The sequence below is a fragment of the Janthinobacterium sp. LS2A genome, assembly GCF_036543145.1.
In the GTDB taxonomy this organism is placed as follows: Bacteria; Pseudomonadota; Gammaproteobacteria; order Burkholderiales; family Burkholderiaceae_D; genus Janthinobacterium; species Janthinobacterium aestuarii.
On the sequence record NZ_JAZHPB010000002.1, the window covers coordinates 454,427 to 474,191 of the forward strand.

A 19,765-nucleotide genomic window follows, 5' to 3' on the forward strand; every position below is an offset into this window, starting at 1 on the left:
AAAACAGCAAGTGCAGGATTTTACCTGACGCCATGACTTTTTCCGCTTCGGAGTATCATCTCGCTCATGACGAACGATGCATTTGACGATAGCGCGCAGTTGCGCCTGGAAATCGCCGCCGCTGCCGCGCGCCTCGTGGCGCAGGACGGGGCCGACTATGGCAGCGCCAAGCGCAAGGCGGCGCGGCAAGTCCTGGGCGACGCGCCGAACCGGCCCAACATCCTGCCTGACAACGACATGATCGAGGAGCAGGTGCGGCAATACAATGCCCTGTTCCTGGCCGACAGCCAGCCGGCGCGGCTGTTCCAGCTGCGCACGATCGCGCTGCAGGTGATGGAAGCGTTGCAACAATTTCATCCCCTGCTCAGCGGTCCCGTGCTCAATGGCACGGCCGGCCCGCACGACGAGATCTATTTGCAGCTGTTTGCCGAGAGCGCCAAGGAAATCCACATCTTCCTGCTGAATAAAAATGTCGTGCTCGACATGTCGGAAAGCCCGCATTTCAAGGGGGCGCGTTATGATGCGGTCGAGACCGCCAGTTTCTTGTGGAAAAACGAAGGCGTGCACGCGGCCATGTATGAGCTCGACGATATGCGCGGCGCGCTGAAAGCCAAGGCGGATGGCAAGGTGCTGCGCACCGACATCGCCGGGCTGCGCAGCCTGCTGGCCGCCAGCCTCGCCGATGGTATGCCGGCTGCCGACTAACATTGATATAGATAAAGTTATGACAAAAAAGAATTGGATCGCGTGCGCCATCGTGGCGCTGATGTTTGGCGGCATGGGCGCTTACGTCGGTTTGAGCAAGGAAAAAGCCAAAGCAGCAGGGCCGCTGACGACCACCATCGCGCCGGGCGCGACGGGCCCCGTCACCGAGCTGTATGCGCTGTCCCTGCCGGACGCGGCCGGCGCCACGCAAGCGTTGTCGCAATGGAAAGGCAAGAATGTGCTGGTCAATTTCTGGGCGCCGTGGTGCCCGCCTTGCGTGGAAGAAATGCCGGAGTTATCCGAAGTGCAAGGCCACTATGCGGCGAAAAACCTGCAGGTGATCGGCATCGGCATCGATTCGGCCAGCAATATTGCCACCTTTGCCAGCAAGTTCAAGATCGCCTATCCCGTGTATGTCTCCGGCATGAGCGGTACCGACCTGTCGCGCCATTTTGGCAATGCCACGGGCGGTTTGCCCTTTACGGTGCTGATCGGCGCCGATGGCGAAGTCAAAAAGACCTATCTTGGCCGCTTGAAATTTGATCAATTGCGCGCCGATCTGGATAAATTGTAAATTCGGAGCGTGCTTTTTTCTCTTGCCAATGCGTATCTTTGGCGGCAAAATGCGGAACTTTCGCTAAAACGGTCTTCCATACATGGCAAAAAACCTCCTTCTGCTCAACGGTCCCAACCTGAATTTGCTGGGAACGCGCGAGCCTGAGGTCTACGGCGCCAGCACCTTGGCCGATATCGAACAGGCAGCAATGGCGCAAGCCATGGCGGCCGGCGCCGACCTGGTCTGCTTTCAAAGCAACCACGAAGGCGCGCTGATCGACCGCATCCATGCCGCGCGAGCGGAAGGGATCGATGCCATCGTCATCAATCCGGGCGGCCTGACCCATACCAGCGTTGCCTTGCGCGATGCGCTGGCCGGGGTCGCCATCCCGTTCGTGGAAGTCCATATCTCGAATATTTATCAACGCGAGACGTTTCGACATCACTCATTTCTCAGCGCGATCGCGCAGGGGACGATCTGCGGGCTGGGTATCGATGGATATCGGTTTGCCATCGACTTTGCGCTTAAAAAACGTTAATCTACGCGATCTGCACGCATTTAGCGCGGCGATAGGTTCTTGGACATCACCGCATCACTCAAAAAACAAACTACATTCCTAGGGGTTTTACATGGATCTACGAAAACTCAAGACCTTGATCGACCTGGTCGCCGAATCGGATATCGCAGAGCTGGAAGTTACCGAAGGCGAAAGCAAGGTTCGCATCGTCAAATCGTCGGCCATGCCGCAAAACCAGATGGTCATGATGCAGCCGCAAGGCATGCAAGCCCAATACCAGCCAGCCGCGCCAGCCGCCGCTCCCGCTGCGGCAGCCGCCGTCGTGGTCGCCGCCGAGCCAACGGGCTATGTGGTCAAGTCGCCGATGGTCGGTACCTTCTACCGCTCGTCCGCTCCTGGCAGCGCCGCCTATGTTGAAGTGGGCGCTACCGTCAAGGAAGGTGATACCCTGTGCATCATCGAAGCGATGAAGCTCCTGAATGAAATCGACTCCGACAAAGCCGGTGTCGTGACCCAGATCCTGGTCGAAAACGGCCAACCGGTCGAATTCGGTCAACCCTTGTTTGTGATCGGCTAAAACCCAGTCCACACGGCCGGCAACGGCCGTTTGCAGTTTTAGCCCCTCACACTTGTTGTTTCGCCGGCTCGCCGGCTCTCACAGACATACGCGAACCTACCATGTTTGAAAAAATCCTGATTGCCAACCGTGGTGAAATTGCCCTCCGTATTCAGCGCGCCTGCCGCGAAATGGGCATTAAAACGGTTGTAGTCCACTCCGAAGCCGACAAGGACGCGAAATACGTCAAGCTGGCCGACGAATCCGTTTGTATCGGCCCGGCACAGTCGTCCCTGAGCTACCTGAACATGCCCGCCATCATCAGCGCCGCTGAAGTGACGGATGCGCAAGCGATTCACCCAGGCTATGGCTTCCTGTCGGAAAATGCCGACTTCGCCGAACGCGTCGAGAAATCGGGCTTCGTCTTCATCGGCCCCCGCTCCGAATCGATCCGTTTGATGGGCGATAAAGTATCGGCCAAGCAAACCATGATCAAGGCTGGCGTACCGTGCGTACCGGGCTCGGAAGGCGCGTTGCCCGACGATCCGAAAGCGATCGTGCAAATTGCCCGCAAAATCGGCTACCCAGTCATCATCAAGGCCGCCGGTGGCGGTGGCGGACGCGGCATGCGCGTCGTGCACACGGAAGCGGCCCTGATCAACGCCGTGGCGATGACCAAGACGGAAGCCGGCACGGCTTTCGGCAACCCTGAAGTGTATATGGAGAAGTACCTGGAAAATCCGCGCCACGTGGAAATCCAGATCCTCGCCGACGAACACAAGAACGCCGTCTGGCTGGGCGAGCGCGACTGCTCCATGCAGCGCCGCCACCAGAAAGTGATCGAAGAAGCACCAGCGCCGGGCATCCCGCGCAAGCTGATCGAGAAAATTGGCGACCGTTGCGCCGAAGCTTGCCGCAAGATCGGCTACCGCGGAGCCGGCACGTTTGAGTTCCTGTACGAAAACGGCGAGTTCTATTTCATTGAAATGAATACCCGCGTGCAGGTGGAACATCCGGTCACCGAGATGATCACCGGCATCGACATCGTGCAAGAGCAGATCCGCATCGCCGCCGGCGAAAAACTGCGTTTCCGCCAGCGCGACGTCTTGCTGTCTGGCCACGCCATCGAGTGCCGCATCAACGCCGAAGATCCATTCAAGTTCACGCCATCGCCAGGCAAGATCGTGTCGTGGCATGCACCGGGTGGCCCTGGCATCCGCGTCGATTCGCACGCCTACGCCGGCTACTACGTGCCGCCGCACTACGACTCGATGATCGGCAAAGTGATCGCTTACGGCGCCACGCGCGAACAAGCGATCCGCCGCATGCAGATCGCCCTGTCCGAAATGGTGGTCGAAGGCATCAACACGAACATCGCCCTGCACCGCGAACTGATGATCGACGCGCGCTTCATCGAAGGCGGCACCAACATTCACTATCTGGAACAGAAACTGGCCGACATGCCGGATCTGGGCAAGAACCTGAATGGAGGCAGCCCCAGCATCGCCAAGAAGTCCGAAATCAAGGCGGGCGCATGAGCTGGACGGAAATCGTCATCGAAATCGCCCGTGACAACGCCGAGGCCATGTCCGACGCGTTGATGGAAGCGGGCGCCCTGTCGGTGTCGGTGGAAGACGCCGATGAAGGCACGGATGCCGAGCAGCCCCTGTTTGGCGAGCCCGGCATGGAACCGAAGGAAGCGGCGTGGGAACGCAGCCGCGTGGTGGCGCTGACCGACGTCGATGCCGACCAGGCCGCCATCGTGGCCGCCGCAGCCCAGGCTGTCGGCATGACGGAAGTGCCCGCCTTTACCATGCGCCCCGTGGAAGAGCAGGACTGGGTGCGCCTGACCCAATCGCAATTCGCACCGATTCACATCGGCAAGAATATCTGGGTCGTGCCCAGCTGGCACGAGGCACCGGATCCTGACGGTCTGATCCTGGAACTGGACCCTGGCCTGGCCTTCGGCACGGGCAGCCATCCGACCACGCGTCTATGCATGGAATGGCTGGAAGCGAACCCCGCTCCAGGCAAGACCGTGCTCGACTACGGTTGCGGTTCCGGCATCCTGGCCATGGTGGCCAAGAAACTGGGCGCACAAACGGTGGCCGGCGTCGACATCGACCCGCAGGCGATCGAATCGGCGCGCGACAATGCCGAACGCAACCAGTGCGACATCGAATATTTCTTGCCAGACACGTTTGCCACGTCGGCACACGCCACGGCCAAGTTTGACATCGTCGTCGCCAACATCCTGTCGAGCCCATTGAAGCTGATGGCGCCGATGCTGTCGGGCCGTGTCGCCGATGGCGGCGCGCTGATCCTGTCCGGCGTGCTGGCACGCCAGGCCGAAGAAGTGGCCGCTGCGTACGCACCGTTCATCGAGCTCGGTGTGTGGGCCGAGCAAGACGGCTGGGTGGCGCTGCATGGCCGCCTGGGCAGCACGCAAGCGCCTGCGCCCCGCGCGGAAGGTGCATAAGCACAGCAATGGCCCTCGCCACCAAATGCCCCCATTGCAACACGATATTTCGGGTCGCTGCTGACCAATTGAAGTTACGTGGGGGCATCGTACGCTGTGGCACGTGCAGAGAAGTGTTTGACGGCAATGCCGCGCTGGTCGATCCAGCTGCGGCATCGCCGTTTTTAACATCGGCCCCCGGCACTGCCGCCCCGCTGCCAGACAGTTACCCTGCCGACAACAGCCTGCCGTCCGCCACGGACGACGAACCCATCTATTCCCTCGACTTCGACACTTCGTTCGACCCGTTCGGCATCTTGCCGGAAACGGCGCAGCTCAAGGACGATGAAGACGATGGCGAGCACATCGAGCTGGACCTCGACGTGGCCCTGCCCGAAGAGGTACCGGCCGCCACACCACTCGACATACCGCTCGATATACCTGAACCTGAAGAAACACCGGCGGAACTGCCCGAACAGCCCCTGCCCCAGCCGATGGCGCCTTTCAAGCGCCGCCAGGTCGATGACGTGCCCGCCTTCGCCACGTATTTGCGCGACAGCCGCCGCGAACCGAACCTGGAAGCAGCGGCAGCCCCAATAGTCCCAGCCGAAAAAGTCAGCCTGGACAAGCCCGCGCCCGCGCGCCGTGAACCGACGCTGGCCGACCACTCGTTCGAAGCGCTGCCCGCCGCCCACGTCGCGCCGGAACCAGCCGAAGAGCAGGAAGAACCTGTCCTGCCGCCAGCCGACGACGAGCCGGCCTTTGTGACCTTGGGACGGCGCCGCGAACAGAGCGGCAAGGCCTTGCGCATGGCCATGGCCGCCGGCTCGGCAGTACTGCTGCTGCTATTATTCCTGCAAGTAATGACCACCTTCCGCAACCCGCTGGCGGCGCAATTCCCGCAGTGGAAGCCGACCCTGGTCGCGCTGTGCAAGCTCAGCGGCTGCCAGGTCGACTTGCCTGCGCAGATCGAGGCGCTGGCCATCGAGCAAGGCGAATTGCAAACCATCAAGGACCAAACCTTTTCCTACGTCTCGCTGCTGCGCAACCAGAGCCGCAGCATGCAAGCCTGGCCCAGCATCGAACTGATCCTCAACGACGCCAACGACAAGCCCGTCTTGCGCCGCGTGATCGCGCCGCGCGACTACCTGCCAGCCAATATCGACGTGAGCAAGGGGTTTGCGCCGCGCTCGGAACAAACCATCAAACTGTATTTTGCATTAGACCAGCTCACGGCGTCTGGCTACCATATCGCCATCTTTTACCCTTAACAGACACTATCATGACCAAAACATCGCTGATCTGCGGCTCGCTTGCCACCGACACCATCATGCAATTCCCCGGCCGCTTCGGCGAATCCCTGCTGGCCGACCAGTTGCACAAGGTGAACGTGTCCTTCCTCGTGCCAACCATGCGCACGGAGTTCGGCGGCTGCTCGGGCAATATCGCCTACAGCCTGAAAATGCTGGGCGGCGACCCGCGCATCGTCGGCGTCATGGGGCAAGACAGCGCCGCCTACCTGGAGCGCCTGCAAAAGCTGGGCATTTCCACCGCCAACATCCTGATCAAGGCCGACAGCTACAACGCGCAGTGCTTCGTCACGGCCGACGCGGACAATAACCAGATCAACGCCTTCCACCCGGGCGCCATGTCGTTTGCGCATGAAAACCCGATCGCCAACGCAGGCCCGGCCAAGGTCGCCATCATTTCGCCGGACGGCGACCAGGGCATGCTCAAGCACGCCGCCGACCTGGCCGAGCTGGGCATCCCCTTCATGTTCGACCCGGGCCAGCAGTTGCCACGTTTCAATGGCGAACAGTTGATCGACTTCATCAACAAAGCCACGTATGTGTCGGCCAACGATTATGAGATGGAAATGTTGATGGAACGCACGGGCTTGACCCTGCAGGACATCGCCAGCCGCCTGGAAGCGCTGATCGTCACGCGTGGCGAAAAAGGATCGGAAATCTATACGGACGGCAAGCGCATCGACATTCCTGTCGTGACCGCCAAGGAAGTGCTGGACCCGACCGGCTGCGGCGACGCCTACCGTGCCGGCTTGCTGTTCGGCATCACCAACGACCTGGGCTGGGAAACCAGCGGCCGTCTGGCCAGCCTGCTGGGCGCCATCAAGATCGCCACCCAGGGCGCGCAAAACCATGTGTTTACGTCTGAGAGCATCGCCGACCAGTTCGAAGCGGCGTTCGGTTACCGCTATTAATATGCAGGTCGGATGTGCGCGGCGCGGCCGCGCGTCATCCGACAACATCATTGGCATGGCAAGTGCTGATGCCGGGTTACGCTACGCTAACCCGACCTACGCCACCATCATCGCACCACGATAATCATCCCCACCAGCACTTGCGCGATCTGCAGCAGGATCAGCGCGACCAGCAACGACAGATCCAGGCTGCCGATCAACGGCACGACCTTGCGGATCGGACGCAGCAGCGGCTCGTTCAGGGCCCGCACGAACGGCGCCAGCGGCGCATGCGGATTGACCCAGCTGAAGATGGCTTCGATGATCAGCAAGGCCATGAAACCGTAGAGTATCCATTGCAGGAAGCGTTGCAGCGACTTGAGCAGCACCACTTCGACGGGATAGCCGGAAATAAACAGCACCGAGCTGGCCAGCAGCACGATCAGGAAGGCGCCGATCAGGCTGGCCCAGTCATACCCGCCCACGCCCGGCACCACGCGGCGCAGGGGGCGCACCAGCCAGTCGGACAATTGAAACGTGAATTGCGCCACCGACGAGGGCGGCCGCACGCGCACCGCCTGCATCCAGAAGCGCAGCAGCAACACGCCGCCCAGCAAGGTAGCGATGGTATCAACGATCAATGTAAGGATAACGATCAGCACGACTAATTCTCCAAAAAAAAACCGCTGTGTGATTGAGTCACACAGCGGCGTGTTGCCTCATCCAGGCACCCGTATCGTGGAAATTACGATGGGCGGGTGCTGGTTGGGAATGGCCAGGCTGCAGCCGGTGCCAACACGGTTTTTGCTACAGGTGCGATAGGTGCCGATGGCTTGGCGACAGGAGCTGCCTTCTTCGGTGCGGCCTTTTTAGGCGCGGCCTTCTTGGCGGCTGGCTTGGCGGCCACGGCGGCTGGTGCCGCTGGAGCTGCTGCCGGCGCTGCGGCTGGTGCGGCTGCCACGACTGGCGCTGCGGCTGGCTTGGCGGCAGGTTTCGCTGCTGCTTTCGCTGCCGGCTTCGCTGCGACCTTGGCGGCTGGCTTTGCTGCGACCTTGGCGGCTGGCTTCGCTGCAGCTTTTGCTGCTGGCTTGGCTGCCGGTTTTGCTGCGACCTTGGCAGCAGGTTTCGCTGCTGGCTTGGCTGCCGCTTTGGCTGCTGGCTTCGCTGCTACCTTGGCTGCTGGCTTCGCTGCTGCCTTGGCCGCTGGCTTCGCTGCTGCTTTTGCTGCCGGCTTCGCTGCTACCTTGGCCGCTGGCTTGGCTGCCGCCTTAGTTGCTGGCTTGGCTGCTACCTTGGCTGCTGGCTTGGCTGCCGCTTTGGCCGCTGGCTTCGCCGCAGCTTTTGCTGCTGGCTTGGCTGCCGCTTTGGCTGCTGGCTTCGCTGCTGCCTTGGCGACGACTTTTTTCGCTGCTGGCTTGGCTGCCGCTTTGGCGGCCGGTTTCGCTGCTGCCTTGGCTGCAGGTTTCGCTGCGGCTTTTTTCACTGCTGGCTTGGCTGCAGCTTTTGCTGCTGGCTTCGCTGCTGCTTTGGCGGCCGGCTTGGCTGCCGGTTTTGCTGCGGCTTTTTTAGCTGCTGGCTTGACTGCTGCCTTGGCGGCAGGTTTCGCTGCGGCTTTTTTCACTGCTGGCTTGGCTGCTGCTTTGGCGGCTGGTTTTGCTGCGGCTTTTGCCGCTGGCTTGGCGGCCGGTTTGGCTGCGGCTTTTTTCGCGACAGGCTTGGCTGCTGCCTTGGCGGCCGGTTTCGCTGCGGCTTTCGCTGCTGGCTTGGCTGCCGGCTTGGCTGCAGGTTTCGCTGCTGCCTTGGCCGCTGGTTTCGCTGCGGCTTTCGCTACTGGCTTGGCAGCCACTTTTGCTGCAGGCTTGGCTGCGGCTTTGGCGGCTGGTTTTGCTGCTGGTTTCGCTGCGGCTTTGGCAGCTGGTTTAGCGGCAACCGTCTTCGCTGCGGCTGCCGGCTTCTTCGCGGCAGGAGCAGCCTTGGCGGCTGGTTTCTTTACTTCTGATTTCTTAGCGGCTGTTGCCATTTGTCTCTCCTTCATCTGAGATGAGAAATTTAAGCTACAAGATTTAAACCCGTCCGACCCACCACAGGGATAGGCCAGGCGAATTATTCATCGGCGCAAACGGTCGTTTGCGCTAATGAATTCGGCACCAGCTGAACTGCTGCAACTCCTCACGTTTGCAGCACTTCAGCCATCGTCGGTGCCACCCTGCTTTATCTCGCAGCTGGTGGCAAAGTCTGAATTCGGTCATTCGTTTTCGATGCCGTGCGTTTTTTCGCTCCTCGCATCGCGCTCGCCACAACACCGATACGTCAAATAAAAAACCGCCATGCCTGAAAAAATTCGGGCACGGCGGCAGACGAAAACGGTGTGGTTTTGTGCATATCCGTGTAAATCTGTATCCCTGTTTTGCGAGGTTTTTTCGCTACCGCGCTGGTTAAAAAACCCCGCATTCTAACGCTCGCATTTGCAATCTCATAAAGTACACGAAAACCTTGTCAATGCGCAACCGGCACGACACGTTTTCGTCCGCTTTTTTGCACGATACGCGTGCTATCGCACAATCGCGCGGCAAATGCCGCCGCCAGCGTGTGCGGAAACGATATTTACACCCCGCCCCGCGCGCATTGGCGCCATCAAAAAAATGCGTCGCGGCGTGCGCGATGCGGCAAAAAAATGGCCGCACTTTTCTGCGCCGCCGCGCCACTGCGCGCCATGAAAAAGCAGTGCGAAAAAAACGCGGCAGGCGATGCCGCAGCCGGTCTCCAGGATGATGGCGGCAGGCTGGAAAAAGCAGGCGAGGCTAGCGCGTGTCGCCGGAAGACGCAGGCCGGGAAAGCGCCAGCGCCGTATCGATGAAGGCGCGCAGTTTGGGCTGGCTTTGGGTACGGGCGGGAAAATACAGGAACAATCCGCTCGTCGGCGGCACGTAGTTTTCCAGCACCCGCAGCAAGCTGCCGCTGGCCAGGTCAGCTTCGATTTCCACGTCGGGCATATACGCCAGGCCCAGACCCGAGCGCGCGAAATCGGCGATCAGCGTGGTGTCATTGACGACCAGGGGCGCGCCGGTTTCCACCAGAAACTCCTCGCCATCGCGCATGAAGCGCCAGCGGTGCAAGGCACCGGAAGTGTGGAAGCGGTAGGCCAGCGTGTCGTGGCGCATCAGGTCTTCCGGAATCAGCGGCCGCCCTTTCCGCTCGAAGTAGCCGGGCGCGCCAACCACGGACCAGCGCAAGTCCCCCGTCAGGCGTACGGCCACCATCTCCTGCTCCACCGACTGTCCCAGGCGGATACCCGCATCGTAACCGTGCGCCAGCAGATCAACGGCGCCATCGTCGAGCGACAGGTCGATGGTCACGTCAGGATAGCTGCCGCGAAAACGCGGTATCAATGCGCGCATCACCAGCGCGCCCAGCGCGCGCGGCACCGTCAGCCGCAAATGGCCGGCGGGCCGGTCGCGAAACATGGTCAGCGCGGCGAAGGCGTCATCGATCTGCCGGGTGGCGCCGGCCAGGCTGGCGTACAGGCCCGCGCCGGCTTCGGTGAAGGCGACATTGCGCGTATTGCGCTTGAAGAGCGGCACGCCATGCTGGCGCTCCATCACCTTGACCGCCTTGCTGACGGCCGTCACCGTCACGCCAAGCTGCAGTGCCGCGGCGCTGAAACTTTTACGCTCGGCGACCGCAAGAAAGGTACGGATGCCATCGAGAGAGTTATTTTTCATGCGCGATCACGCCGCCAATAATGAACCTGAAGTGTAAAGCCTATCAACCCTACTCTACTTTTTCTCTGCAATTGAAGGCCATATGATGGTCGTTCCCTGCCTCTCCACCGAAAGGAAGCACCATGTCTCTCCTCATGCCGGCCATCATCGGCGATTACTTTAGCGCCGACAACCATCACGATAGCAAGGCCGTGGCGCAATGCTTCGCCGCCGATGGCGTCGTTCACGACGAAGGCCGGACCCACGCGGGCCATGCCGCCATCCAGGCCTGGAAAGAAGCTGGCAGCCAGCAGTACGGCGCCACCGTCAGCCCCATCGCGGCCGACACCCAGGGCGCGCGCTGCGTGGTCACCGGCAGCGTCAGCGGCAGTTTCCCCGGCAGCCCGCTGGCGCTGCGCTTTGCCTTCACGCTCGCCAGCAATCGCATCCAGACCCTGGAGATCGGCGCATGAATACCGATTTCAAGGACAAGCGCGTGCTGATCACGGGCCGCACCATCCCGACCGTGTGAGCCCGATGCAATAAGCTCGCCAGATAGCAAAAGGCCCCGCATTTGCGAGGCCTTTGTTACATACATGACTTGTGACGCTATCGGCTGGCTTATTCCCAGTTCAGCGCGCCGCCGGTCTGGTATTCCGTCACCCGCGTCTCGAAGAAGTTACGTTCCTTCTTCATGTCGATCATTTCGCTCATCCACGGGAATGGATTTTCTTCCTGGGCGAACAGCGGCTCGATGCCGATCTGCTGCGCGCGGCGGTTGGCGATGAAGCGCAAATAGCCCTTGAACATCGGCGCGTTCAGACCCAGCACGCCGCGCGGCATGGTGTCTTCCGCGTACGCGTATTCCAGTTCCACGGCCTGCATGAACAACACTTTAATCTCTTCGCGGAATTCGGCCGTCCACAGCTGCGGGTTTTCCATCTTGATCGTGTTGATCAAGTCGATGCCGAAGTTGCAGTGCATCGATTCGTCGCGCAGGATGTACTGGTACTGCTCGGCCGCGCCCATCATCTTGTTCTGGCGGCCCAGCGCCAGGATCTGCGTGAAGCCGACGTAGAAGAACAGGCCTTCCATCAGGCAGGCAAACACGATCAGGGATTTGAGCAGCTTCTGGTCGTTTTCCACCGTACCGGTGACGAACGCAGGGTCGGTCAGGGTGTTGATGAACGGGATCAGGAATTCATCCTTGTCGCGGATCGACTTGACTTCATTGTAGGCGTTGAAGATCTCGCCTTCGTCCAGGCCCAGCGATTCGACGATGTACTGGTAGGCGTGCGTGTGGATCGCTTCCTCGAACGCCTGGCGCAGCAGGTACTGGCGGCACTCGGGCGCCGTGATGTGGCGGTAGGTGCCCAGCACGATGTTGTTGGCGGCCAGCGAGTCGGCCGTCACGAAGAAGCCCAGGTTGCGCTTGACCAGGCGGCGCTCGTCGTCCGTCAGGCCGTTCGGATTCTTCCACAGCTCGATATCGCGCTGCATGTTCACTTCCTGCGGCATCCAGTGGTTGGCGCAGCCGGCCAGGTATTTGTCCCATGCCCATTTGTACTTGAACGGCACCAGCTGGTTGACGTCCGTCTTGCCATTGATGATGCGCTTGTCGTCGGCATTCACGCGGCGCGCCACTTGCTCGGCGTTCGCTTCGGACGGCTCGGCACCTGCCGGCAGGTTCAATTCGGTATTTCCCAATGGCGCTTGCTGCGCCGGACGCGGCACAGCTGCCGACGTGGTTTCATCATCCCAGGACAACGACATATTCTTCTTCCTTTCCATGCCGGCGAGCCGGCGATCCGCAACAGGCCCGTTGAATCGGACAATGCGGATATTGACAACATTGAATCAGCCCAGACGCTCTGGGCTGACAACTTTAAATTTTTTAAAAACCGTCGCGAGCAAGCCCGATATCGGGTCGAGTAGCGCAGCCGTACTTTAGTACGGTGAGCAACACAGAACCCGAGAGGGGGCTGCGCAGCAGGTTTTTACTGGCAGGCTTCGCACTCTTCAAAGCCGTCATCACCTGGGCGCAGGTAGCAAGCTTCGCCATCGGCGTCGTCCGCTGCCGCTGCCACCACTGGCGCCACGGCCACCGCTGCTGCCGCCACGACCGCTGCCTGGGCGCTTTGCGCGCTGGCCGACATGCCGCCGTCGACTGCCACGGCATTCAGGGCGCCCGTCTTGGAGGTCGATTTCTCCATGTGGGTAGCAGCGATGGTACGCAGGTAGTACGTGGTTTTCAGGCCACGCAGCCATGCCAGCTTGTAGGTTTCGTCCAGTTTCTTGCCCGATGCGCCAGCCATGTAGATGTTCAGCGACTGGGCCTGGTCGATCCACTTCTGGCGACGCGAAGCCGCTTCCACCAGCCAGCTTGGCGACACTTCAAAGGCGGTGGCGTAGATATCGCGCAGGTCTTGCGGGATGCGGTCGATCTTCACCAGCGAGCCGTCGAAGTACTTCAGGTCGGAGATCATGACTTCATCCCACAGGTCGCGCGCCTTCAGGTCGCGCACCAGGTAGCCGTTGATCTCGGTGAATTCGCCCGACAGGTTCGACTTCACGTACAGGTTCTGGAACGTCGGCTCGATACAGGCCGACACGCCGATGATGTTCGAGATCGTCGCCGTCGGGGCGATCGCCACGCAGTTCGAGTTGCGCATGCCGAACTTGGCGATGCGTTCGCGCACCGGGGTCCAGTCCATGGCCGACGAGGAATCGACTTCCAGGTAGCCGCCGCGCTCTTCGGCCAGCAGTTTCACCGAATCCTGCGGCAGGATGCCGCGGTCCCACAGCGAACCGGCGTACGATTCATAGCGGCCGCGCTCTTCGGCCAGTTCCGTCGACGCCAGGTAGGCGTAGTAGCAGACGGCTTCCATCGAGGTGTCGGCAAACGACACGGCGGCGTCCGAGGCGAACGGCACGCGCATCATGTGCAGGCAGTCCTGGAAGCCCATCACGCCCATGCCGACCGGACGGTGGCGCATGTTCGAATTGCGCGCCTTGTCGACGGCGTAGTAATTGATGTCGATGACGTTGTCGAGCATGCGCATGGCGGTGCGGATGGTCTTGGCCAGCTTGACGTGATCGAGCTTGCCTTCCTTCATGTGCGCCGGCATGTTGACGGAACCGAGGTTGCAGACGGCGATTTCGTCAGGGCCCGTGTTCAGCGTGATTTCCGTGCACAGGTTGGAGCTGTGGACGACGCCGACATGCGACTGCGGGCTGCGGATGTTGCAAGGATCCTTGAACGTGATCCATGGGTGGCCCGTTTCAAACAGCATCGACAGCATCTTGCGCCACAGGTCCAGCGCGGCGATCTTTTTGAAGACGCGGATTTCGCCAGCGGCGGCCTTGGCTTCGTAGCCCAGGTACGCCTGTTCAAAAGCCTTGCCGACCTTGTCGTGCAGGTCTGGCGTGTCCGATGGCGAGAACAGGGTCCAATCGCCTTTTTCCATGACGCGCTTCATGAACATGTCGGGAATCCAGTTCGCCGTGTTCATGTCGTGCGTGCGGCGGCGGTCGTCGCCCGTGTTCTTGCGCAGGTCGAGGAATTCCTCGATGTCCATGTGCCAGGTTTCCAGGTAGGCGCAGACGGCGCCCTTGCGCTTGCCGCCCTGGTTGACTGCCACGGCCGTGTCGTTGACCACTTTCAGGAACGGCACCACGCCTTGCGACTTGCCGTTGGTGCCCTTGATGTGGGCGCCCAGGGCGCGCACTGGCGTCCAGTCGTTGCCCAGGCCGCCGGCGAACTTGGCCAGCAGCGCATTGTCCTTAATGGCGTCGTAGATGCCTTCCAGGTCATCCGAGACGGTGCTCAGGTAGCACGACGACAGCTGCGAGCGCAGGGTGCCCGAATTGAACAGGGTTGGCGTCGAGCTCATGAAGTCGAACGAGGACAGCAGGCTGTAGAACTCGATGGCGCGCGCTTCGCGGTCCGCTTCGTTCAGCGCCAGGCCCATGGCCACGCGCATATAGAACGCCTGCGGCATTTCGATGCGCACGTCCTGGATGTGCAGGAAGTAGCGGTCATACAGGGTTTGCAGGCCGATGTAGCCGAACTGCAAGTCGCGGTCGGCGACGATGGCTTTGGCCAGGCGCTCCAGGTCGAAGCTGGCAAGTACCGGGTTCAGCAGCTCAGCGGCGATACCCTTGGCAATGTATTGCGGGAAATACGTCAGGTATTCGGCGGCAGCGGCCGCTTGCGGCACTTCCTTGCCGAACACTTCCTTGCGCACCGTGTGCAGCAGGATGCGGGCCGTGACCTGGCTGTAGGCCGGATCTTTTTCCATCAGCGCGCGCGCCGCCAGGATGGCCGACTTGTGCAGCTCTTCGACAGGCACGCCGTCGTACAGGTTTTTCACGGTTTCAGCCAGGATGGCGTCGGCATCGACGTGCTTTTCCAGGCCGGCGCAGGCGGCGTTGATCAGGTCGCGCACTTCCTGCATGTCCAGCAGGCGGCGCACGCCGTTGTCGGTGACGTTCAGCTGGGGCGCGGTCACTTGCGCGGACGCGCCTTGCGCTTCCTTCTGCAGGCGGCGCTCTTCCATGTGCTTGGCGCGGTACAGCACGTAGGCACGCGCCACGTCGTGCTCGCCCGAACGCATCAGCGACAGTTCCACCTGGTCTTGCACGTCTTCGATATGGAAGGTGCCGCCGCCCGGATGGCGGCGCACCAGCGCGGCGACGACGCCGTCGGTCAGCTGTTCCACCAGTTCGCGGATGCGTGCCGAGGCTGCGCCCTGGCCGCCGTTAACGGCCAAAAACGCCTTGGTCATGGCGATGGCGATCTTCGAAGGCTCAAATGCCACCACCGCACCGTTGCGGCGGATGATGCGATAGTCGCCCAATGCCGCGCCCGTGCTCGCCACGCTGTTGGCCGCGCCTGGCGCTGGCGATACTGGCGTTGGATGGATGGAAATATCTTGTGGTGATTGCATTGAAGCTCCCGTTGTCAGCTAAAGTCAGCCTGCAGTTTTGCTGCCGCGTGTGTTGTTGAATAGAACGCCCGATGGTCAGGGTTTCTTCAGGTATTTGTTGCTAAATAGTAAATTCTTAATGCATAAAACAGAGTCAGACGCCATATCGCCACACCGTACTGCCCGGCTGGCGCGAAACACGATCAAGGGTGATAAACCGCCAGTTCCAGTGCTTTATCAGCAATCCGGGTAGCTTTGACAATAATTCTGAAAACGTCTGTGATGGCACTAGATATAGTCTTTACATCCAACTTCTGCACTAATTGTAGTACCCATCGGAGGGTGATGCAATAGTTTTCCGGCATCCGCCAGCGTAATTTTTTGTATTTTCATATACGATTTCGGTTGACTTTTCAGGGTGTGGATGGAAAGCCCAATCCCCGCGAAGTAAGCGCTAACGCAGGCTGCACGCGCAAGGTTTCCAGCCAGCATTTTTGATAAAAATGCCAGTCAAAAAACGGCCCCGGATCCGTCTTCCTCCCCGGCGCGATATGCTCGTGGCCGCGCACCTGCGACAGCCCGTAGCGCGCCACCAGCGCCGCCGTCAGCGCCGCCAGCACATGGTATTGCCGCCGCTGGAAGGGCACATCGTCCGCGCCTTCCATTTCGATACCGATGGAATAGCCATTGCACTGCGGGCGTCCTTCGAACATGGACGCGCCCGCATGCCAGGCACGTTGATCAGTAGAAACATATTGCAACAACGCACCATCGCGCCGCACAAAAAAGTGCGCCGACACCTGCACGCCACGCAGGTCGGCGAAAGAAGGATCGGCATTATAATCTACCCGGCCCGTAAACAAGTCCGACACATGCGGCCCGCCAAAATGGCCGCCCGGCAAGCTGATGTTATGGATCACCAGCAAGTCGACTTGCACATCATCCGGGCGCGCATCGTGGTGCGGCGAGTCGTAGCGCAGCGCGCCGTCGCACCAGCCGTCTTCATCTATCGTCCATCCGCTCATCAAGTAAAGCTTCCTGTATCGTCAATTTCTGCATGCGGTAACGCAACTGGCGCACGCTCAAGCCCAGCTGGCGCGCCGCCCTTGCGCGGTGGTAGCGCGCCTGTGCCAGCGCCAGCATGATCATGTCGCGCTCGGCCTGGCGCAAATACACGTCCAGCGGCAGGACGGGGGCCACGCCATGCGCGGCCATGCCGGGCAGGCACAGTTGCCGCTCCGGCAAGTCCGGCAATGCCGGCGCCTCCCGCAAGGGCATGCCGCCCGCCGTGGATGGCAAGGCCAGCCCGTCGAGCGCGATCACGCCGCCGTCGGCAAACGCCAGCGCCCGCTCCAGCACGTTTTCCAGTTCGCGCACATTGCCGGGAAACGCATACGCACCCAGGGCCGCCAGCACCGGCGGCGCCAGGCTCACGGTCCGGCGTGGCGACAGGCGCGCGAGGATCACCTCACATAATACCTGCAGATCGCCGCGCCGCTCGCGCAGCGGCGGCAACGCCAGCTCGATCACGTTGAGCCGGTAAAACAGGTCCTGGCGGAACGTGCCGGCGGCCACGCCGCGCGCCAGGCCATGCTGGCTCGCGCACAGGATGCGCACGTCGACGGCTTCGTCATTATTGCCGCCCAGCTTGCGCACGCGGCGCTCCTGCAGCACGCGCAACAGCTTTACCTGCATGGCCAGCGGCAGGTCGTCGACTTCATCGAGCAACAAACTGCCGCCATGGGCCGCCTGGAACAAACCCTGGCGTTCGTGCAGCGCGCCCGTATAAGCGCCCGGGCGGCAGCCAAAGAATTCCGCTTCCATCAGCGCTTCGGGAATAGCGCCGCAGTTGACGGCGATAAACGGGAAGCTGGCGCGCGCGCCCTGGGCATGGATGGCGCGCGCCGCCAGTTCCTTGCCCGTACCCGATTCGCCGCGGATGGCCACCGGCGCGCCACAGCGGGCGATGCGGCCGATCTGCGCGCGCAGCGCCTGCATGGGCAGCGAGTTGCCGCTCAGTTGCGGCGCCGGCGGCATGCCGGTGGCGGTCACGGTATCCGGACCAGGATTGGGACGGGACATGGAAGCGCGCCTTTCCGCAATGGCGGCGGCGAACCGCCTCTTGCAGATGCTACGCCGGACGGAGGCCGGAGGACGTTACGATACGGATGAGCAACGGCGCGCCGGCCCGCCCTTACAAGGTGGCGTGCGCGTGGCTGCAGTAATCGTGGCCCTTGGCCTGCACGTTTTCGGAGGCCGGGTAGTACACGCCGCAGTGGGCGCAGCACAGCATCAGCTCGGCATCAGGCAATTCCTGCGGCCGGCCGGGCGGCGCAAACGGATTCGGCTGCTGTTGTTGCTGCGCGCGGGCGCGCTGCTGCATGCCACGGATCTTGCTGCGGATCGCAAACAGCACCAGGAACACCAGCGCCAGCCAGAATAAAACACGTGTCATGCGAATCCTCGGTGTAAAACCACTTCCAGTACAAAACGGCTGCCGACATAGGCCAGCAGCAAGGTGGCGAAACCGGCCAGGGTAAAGCTCAGGGCCGTCTTGCCGCGCCAGCCGCGGAAGCGCCGGCCTGCCAGCAGCGAGGCAAACAGCAGCCACGACAGCATGGTAAACACGGATTTGTGATCCCAGTTGAGGGCCTTGCCGAACAGTTGCTCAGAAAACACGATGCCCGACAGCACGGTCAGGCTGAGCAAAATAAAACCCAGGCCGATCATGCGGAACAGCAGTTTTTCCATCGTCAGCAGGGCTGGCAGCTGGTCCAGCGCCGTGCCGATGAAGCCGCGGCTTTCGCTGCGCGTATGCAGACGCGATTCCTGCAACGCCATCAGCACGGCGTGAAAAGCGGCAATCGTCAGGGTGCTGTAGGCGAGCACGGCCACGGCAATATGCCAGCCGAAGACGGCCGACTTGCCTTCCATGCTGACCTGGCTGCCAGGAAAGGCCCAGGCCAGGCCAATGGCGAGGACGGCGCTGGGCATGACCATGCGGCGCAGTCCGTCCAGGCTGAAATTGCGGTTCTCTATCCAGTAGGCGCCCACGGAAACCCACAGCGCGGCCGACAGCATGGCGGAAAAACCGAAGCGCAAGGTGCCCGGCGCCATCAGGTCGAACCACAGGGTGGCGGCGTGCGCCAGCCAGGCGACGCCGGTCAGGCCGGCAATGAGCCGGGCACGGGACGAGGGAAGCACCGCGCACGCCGCATACAACAGGGCGGCGATGAAAAAGAAATAGATCTGCATAGTTTAAGTTTACACCATAGCCGGCAAGCGCGATTCAAGCGACAGTATGGGCTGCAGGCAATTCGCCGCCAGCCGACACCGCAAGCCTGCCATGATATCGCGCCTCGGCCACGACAGGGTGGCGCACCCTCAAGATTTCAGCAATCTTTCCTGCGGCGCACTGCCGCCGCGTCACGGCCACGTTGCCATCTGGATGAGCCAGCCCTATAATTATGTCCATAGAGCAACAATCTTTCACTTTTCGCCACTCGCCCCCACCGCCATGTTTTCTTTCAAAAAAATTTCCTGGACCTGTCTCCTGCTGGCCGCCTGCACCGTATTAAGCGGTTGCATGAAAGATGCGCCCTCGCAATCCACGTACGAGGAGTATTTCCGCACGTCCATCCAAAGCTATGACCTGTACAAGGAGTACTTCGACATCGCGAAGCTGGAAAAGCTGAACGGCTGGAAAGAGAACGAACAATACGAAATCAAGGGCTCGGCCGTGCTGCGCGCCAAGGTGGGCTACCTGGAATTGCTGGCCGACGTGGCCGACAAGCTCGAGGCTGAGGCGAAAACGGACGGCACCGTGGGCATGACCATGGGCCTGGGCCTGATGGCGCGCGGCATGGGCGGCGAAAACAAGGTCTTCCGCGAATTCTGGGTGCGGCAGCAGGAAAAGAAGGCGATTCCCGCACCGCTGCTGGCGCGCCAGGCGGCGATGACGGCCGAGCGTTTCGACAACCTGATGCAATGGTCGGACCAGCTCGTGCAAGACAATTACGGCGCCATCATCAGCCGCCAGCTGAAGAAAGGCGATGAACTGACCCGCATCTACACGCTGAGCTTCCGCCAGACGGAAAAAGGCTGGATGGGTTTTAACGCCCGCTAAGGCCACCCTGCCATAAAA

General features: G+C 61.2%; 20 protein-coding genes. 12 read left to right on the plus strand and 8 right to left on the minus strand.

Translation table 11 applies throughout. From position 1 onward, the window contains the following. Positions 1-66 precede the first annotated feature (66 nt). The 8 genes from V3C40_RS07900 (at position 67) to V3C40_RS07935 (ending at position 7,013) form a co-directional block, all read left to right on the plus strand. Complete coding sequence (locus V3C40_RS07900) at positions 67-705, plus strand: hypothetical protein (RefSeq protein ID WP_072455056.1); 639 nt, start codon at positions 67-69, stop codon at positions 703-705. A gap of 19 nt (positions 706-724) precedes the next feature. Then, positions 725-1,279: a TlpA family protein disulfide reductase gene (locus V3C40_RS07905; RefSeq protein WP_034746631.1), complete on the plus strand. Its 555-nt coding sequence runs from the start codon at positions 725-727 to the stop codon at positions 1,277-1,279. Positions 1,280-1,361: 82 nt separating this feature from the next. Beyond that, positions 1,362-1,799, plus strand: a complete 438-nt coding sequence (gene aroQ, locus V3C40_RS07910) for a type II 3-dehydroquinate dehydratase (RefSeq protein WP_034746628.1) — start codon at positions 1,362-1,364, stop codon at positions 1,797-1,799. A 91-nt stretch (positions 1,800-1,890) separates the two neighbouring features. After that, complete coding sequence (gene accB / locus V3C40_RS07915) at positions 1,891-2,355, plus strand: acetyl-CoA carboxylase biotin carboxyl carrier protein (protein ID WP_034746625.1); 465 nt, start codon at positions 1,891-1,893, stop codon at positions 2,353-2,355. A gap of 101 nt (positions 2,356-2,456) precedes the next feature. Next, positions 2,457-3,872: an acetyl-CoA carboxylase biotin carboxylase subunit gene (gene accC, locus V3C40_RS07920; RefSeq protein ID WP_034746622.1), complete on the plus strand. Its 1,416-nt coding sequence runs from the start codon at positions 2,457-2,459 to the stop codon at positions 3,870-3,872. After that, a complete protein-coding gene (gene prmA / locus V3C40_RS07925; protein WP_058048306.1) occupies positions 3,869-4,813 on the plus strand; it encodes a 50S ribosomal protein L11 methyltransferase in 945 nt (314 codons plus the stop codon). The genes accC and prmA overlap by 4 nt, the downstream gene beginning before the upstream one ends. Positions 4,814-4,821: 8 nt before the next feature. Continuing rightward, a complete protein-coding gene (locus V3C40_RS07930; protein WP_331777096.1) occupies positions 4,822-6,063 on the plus strand; it encodes a DUF3426 domain-containing protein in 1,242 nt (413 codons plus the stop codon). Between the two features lie 11 nt (positions 6,064-6,074). Continuing rightward, positions 6,075-7,013, plus strand: a complete 939-nt coding sequence (locus tag V3C40_RS07935; protein ID WP_331777097.1) for a carbohydrate kinase family protein — start codon at positions 6,075-6,077, stop codon at positions 7,011-7,013. 107 nt (positions 7,014-7,120) lie between these two features. On the opposite strand, the gene V3C40_RS07940 is transcribed toward V3C40_RS07935, so the two are convergent. Continuing rightward, positions 7,121-7,654, minus strand: coding sequence for a YggT family protein (locus V3C40_RS07940; RefSeq protein ID WP_034746613.1), 534 nt, complete (start codon positions 7,652-7,654; stop codon positions 7,121-7,123). Between the two features lie 253 nt (positions 7,655-7,907). Between V3C40_RS07940 and V3C40_RS07945 the strand changes: the two genes are divergently transcribed. Together V3C40_RS07945 and V3C40_RS07950 are read left to right on the plus strand one after the other, a co-directional pair. Next, on the plus strand, positions 7,908-8,264 hold the full coding sequence (locus V3C40_RS07945; protein ID WP_331777098.1) for a hypothetical protein: 357 nt from the start codon (positions 7,908-7,910) through the stop codon (positions 8,262-8,264). Positions 8,265-8,296: 32 nt separating this feature from the next. After that, the gene (locus V3C40_RS07950; protein WP_331777099.1) at positions 8,297-9,031 is read left to right on the plus strand and encodes a hypothetical protein; all 735 of its coding nucleotides are present in this window, start codon (positions 8,297-8,299) and stop codon (positions 9,029-9,031) included. A gap of 762 nt (positions 9,032-9,793) precedes the next feature. On the opposite strand, the gene V3C40_RS07955 is transcribed toward V3C40_RS07950, so the two are convergent. Further along, complete coding sequence (locus tag V3C40_RS07955) at positions 9,794-10,714, minus strand: LysR family transcriptional regulator (protein ID WP_331777100.1); 921 nt, start codon at positions 10,712-10,714, stop codon at positions 9,794-9,796. 122 nt (positions 10,715-10,836) lie between these two features. On the opposite strand from V3C40_RS07955, the gene V3C40_RS07960 reads away from it, so the two are divergent. Then, a complete protein-coding gene (locus V3C40_RS07960) occupies positions 10,837-11,166 on the plus strand; it encodes a nuclear transport factor 2 family protein (RefSeq protein WP_331777101.1) in 330 nt (109 codons plus the stop codon). A 148-nt stretch (positions 11,167-11,314) separates the two neighbouring features. On the opposite strand, the gene V3C40_RS07965 is transcribed toward V3C40_RS07960, so the two are convergent. The 6 genes from V3C40_RS07965 to V3C40_RS07990 all read right to left on the minus strand — a co-directional run bounded on the left by V3C40_RS07965 (position 11,315) and on the right by V3C40_RS07990 (position 18,876). Then, positions 11,315-12,466 (minus strand): ribonucleotide-diphosphate reductase subunit beta, encoded by a 1,152-nt coding sequence (locus V3C40_RS07965; RefSeq protein WP_034746600.1) that lies wholly within the window; start codon positions 12,464-12,466, stop codon positions 11,315-11,317. A 224-nt stretch (positions 12,467-12,690) separates the two neighbouring features. Next, positions 12,691-15,642, minus strand: coding sequence for a ribonucleoside-diphosphate reductase subunit alpha (locus V3C40_RS07970; protein ID WP_034746597.1), 2,952 nt, complete (start codon positions 15,640-15,642; stop codon positions 12,691-12,693). 392 nt (positions 15,643-16,034) lie between these two features. Then, positions 16,035-16,646, minus strand: coding sequence for a 1,6-anhydro-N-acetylmuramyl-L-alanine amidase AmpD (gene ampD / locus V3C40_RS07975; RefSeq protein ID WP_331777339.1), 612 nt, complete (start codon positions 16,644-16,646; stop codon positions 16,035-16,037). Continuing rightward, positions 16,624-17,703 (minus strand): sigma-54 dependent transcriptional regulator, encoded by a 1,080-nt coding sequence (locus V3C40_RS07980; RefSeq protein ID WP_331777102.1) that lies wholly within the window; start codon positions 17,701-17,703, stop codon positions 16,624-16,626. Before V3C40_RS07980 ends, ampD begins: the two co-directional genes overlap by 23 nt. Before the next feature lie 112 nt (positions 17,704-17,815). Next, a complete protein-coding gene (locus tag V3C40_RS07985) occupies positions 17,816-18,076 on the minus strand; it encodes a PP0621 family protein (protein WP_034746591.1) in 261 nt (86 codons plus the stop codon). Beyond that, positions 18,073-18,876 (minus strand): cytochrome C assembly family protein, encoded by an 804-nt coding sequence (locus V3C40_RS07990; protein ID WP_046684240.1) that lies wholly within the window; start codon positions 18,874-18,876, stop codon positions 18,073-18,075. The genes V3C40_RS07985 and V3C40_RS07990 overlap by 4 nt, the downstream gene beginning before the upstream one ends. 331 nt (positions 18,877-19,207) lie before the next feature. On the opposite strand from V3C40_RS07990, the gene V3C40_RS07995 reads away from it, so the two are divergent. Continuing rightward, on the plus strand, positions 19,208-19,747 hold the full coding sequence (locus tag V3C40_RS07995) for a hypothetical protein (RefSeq protein ID WP_331777103.1): 540 nt from the start codon (positions 19,208-19,210) through the stop codon (positions 19,745-19,747). Positions 19,748-19,765: the final 18 nt, after the last annotated feature.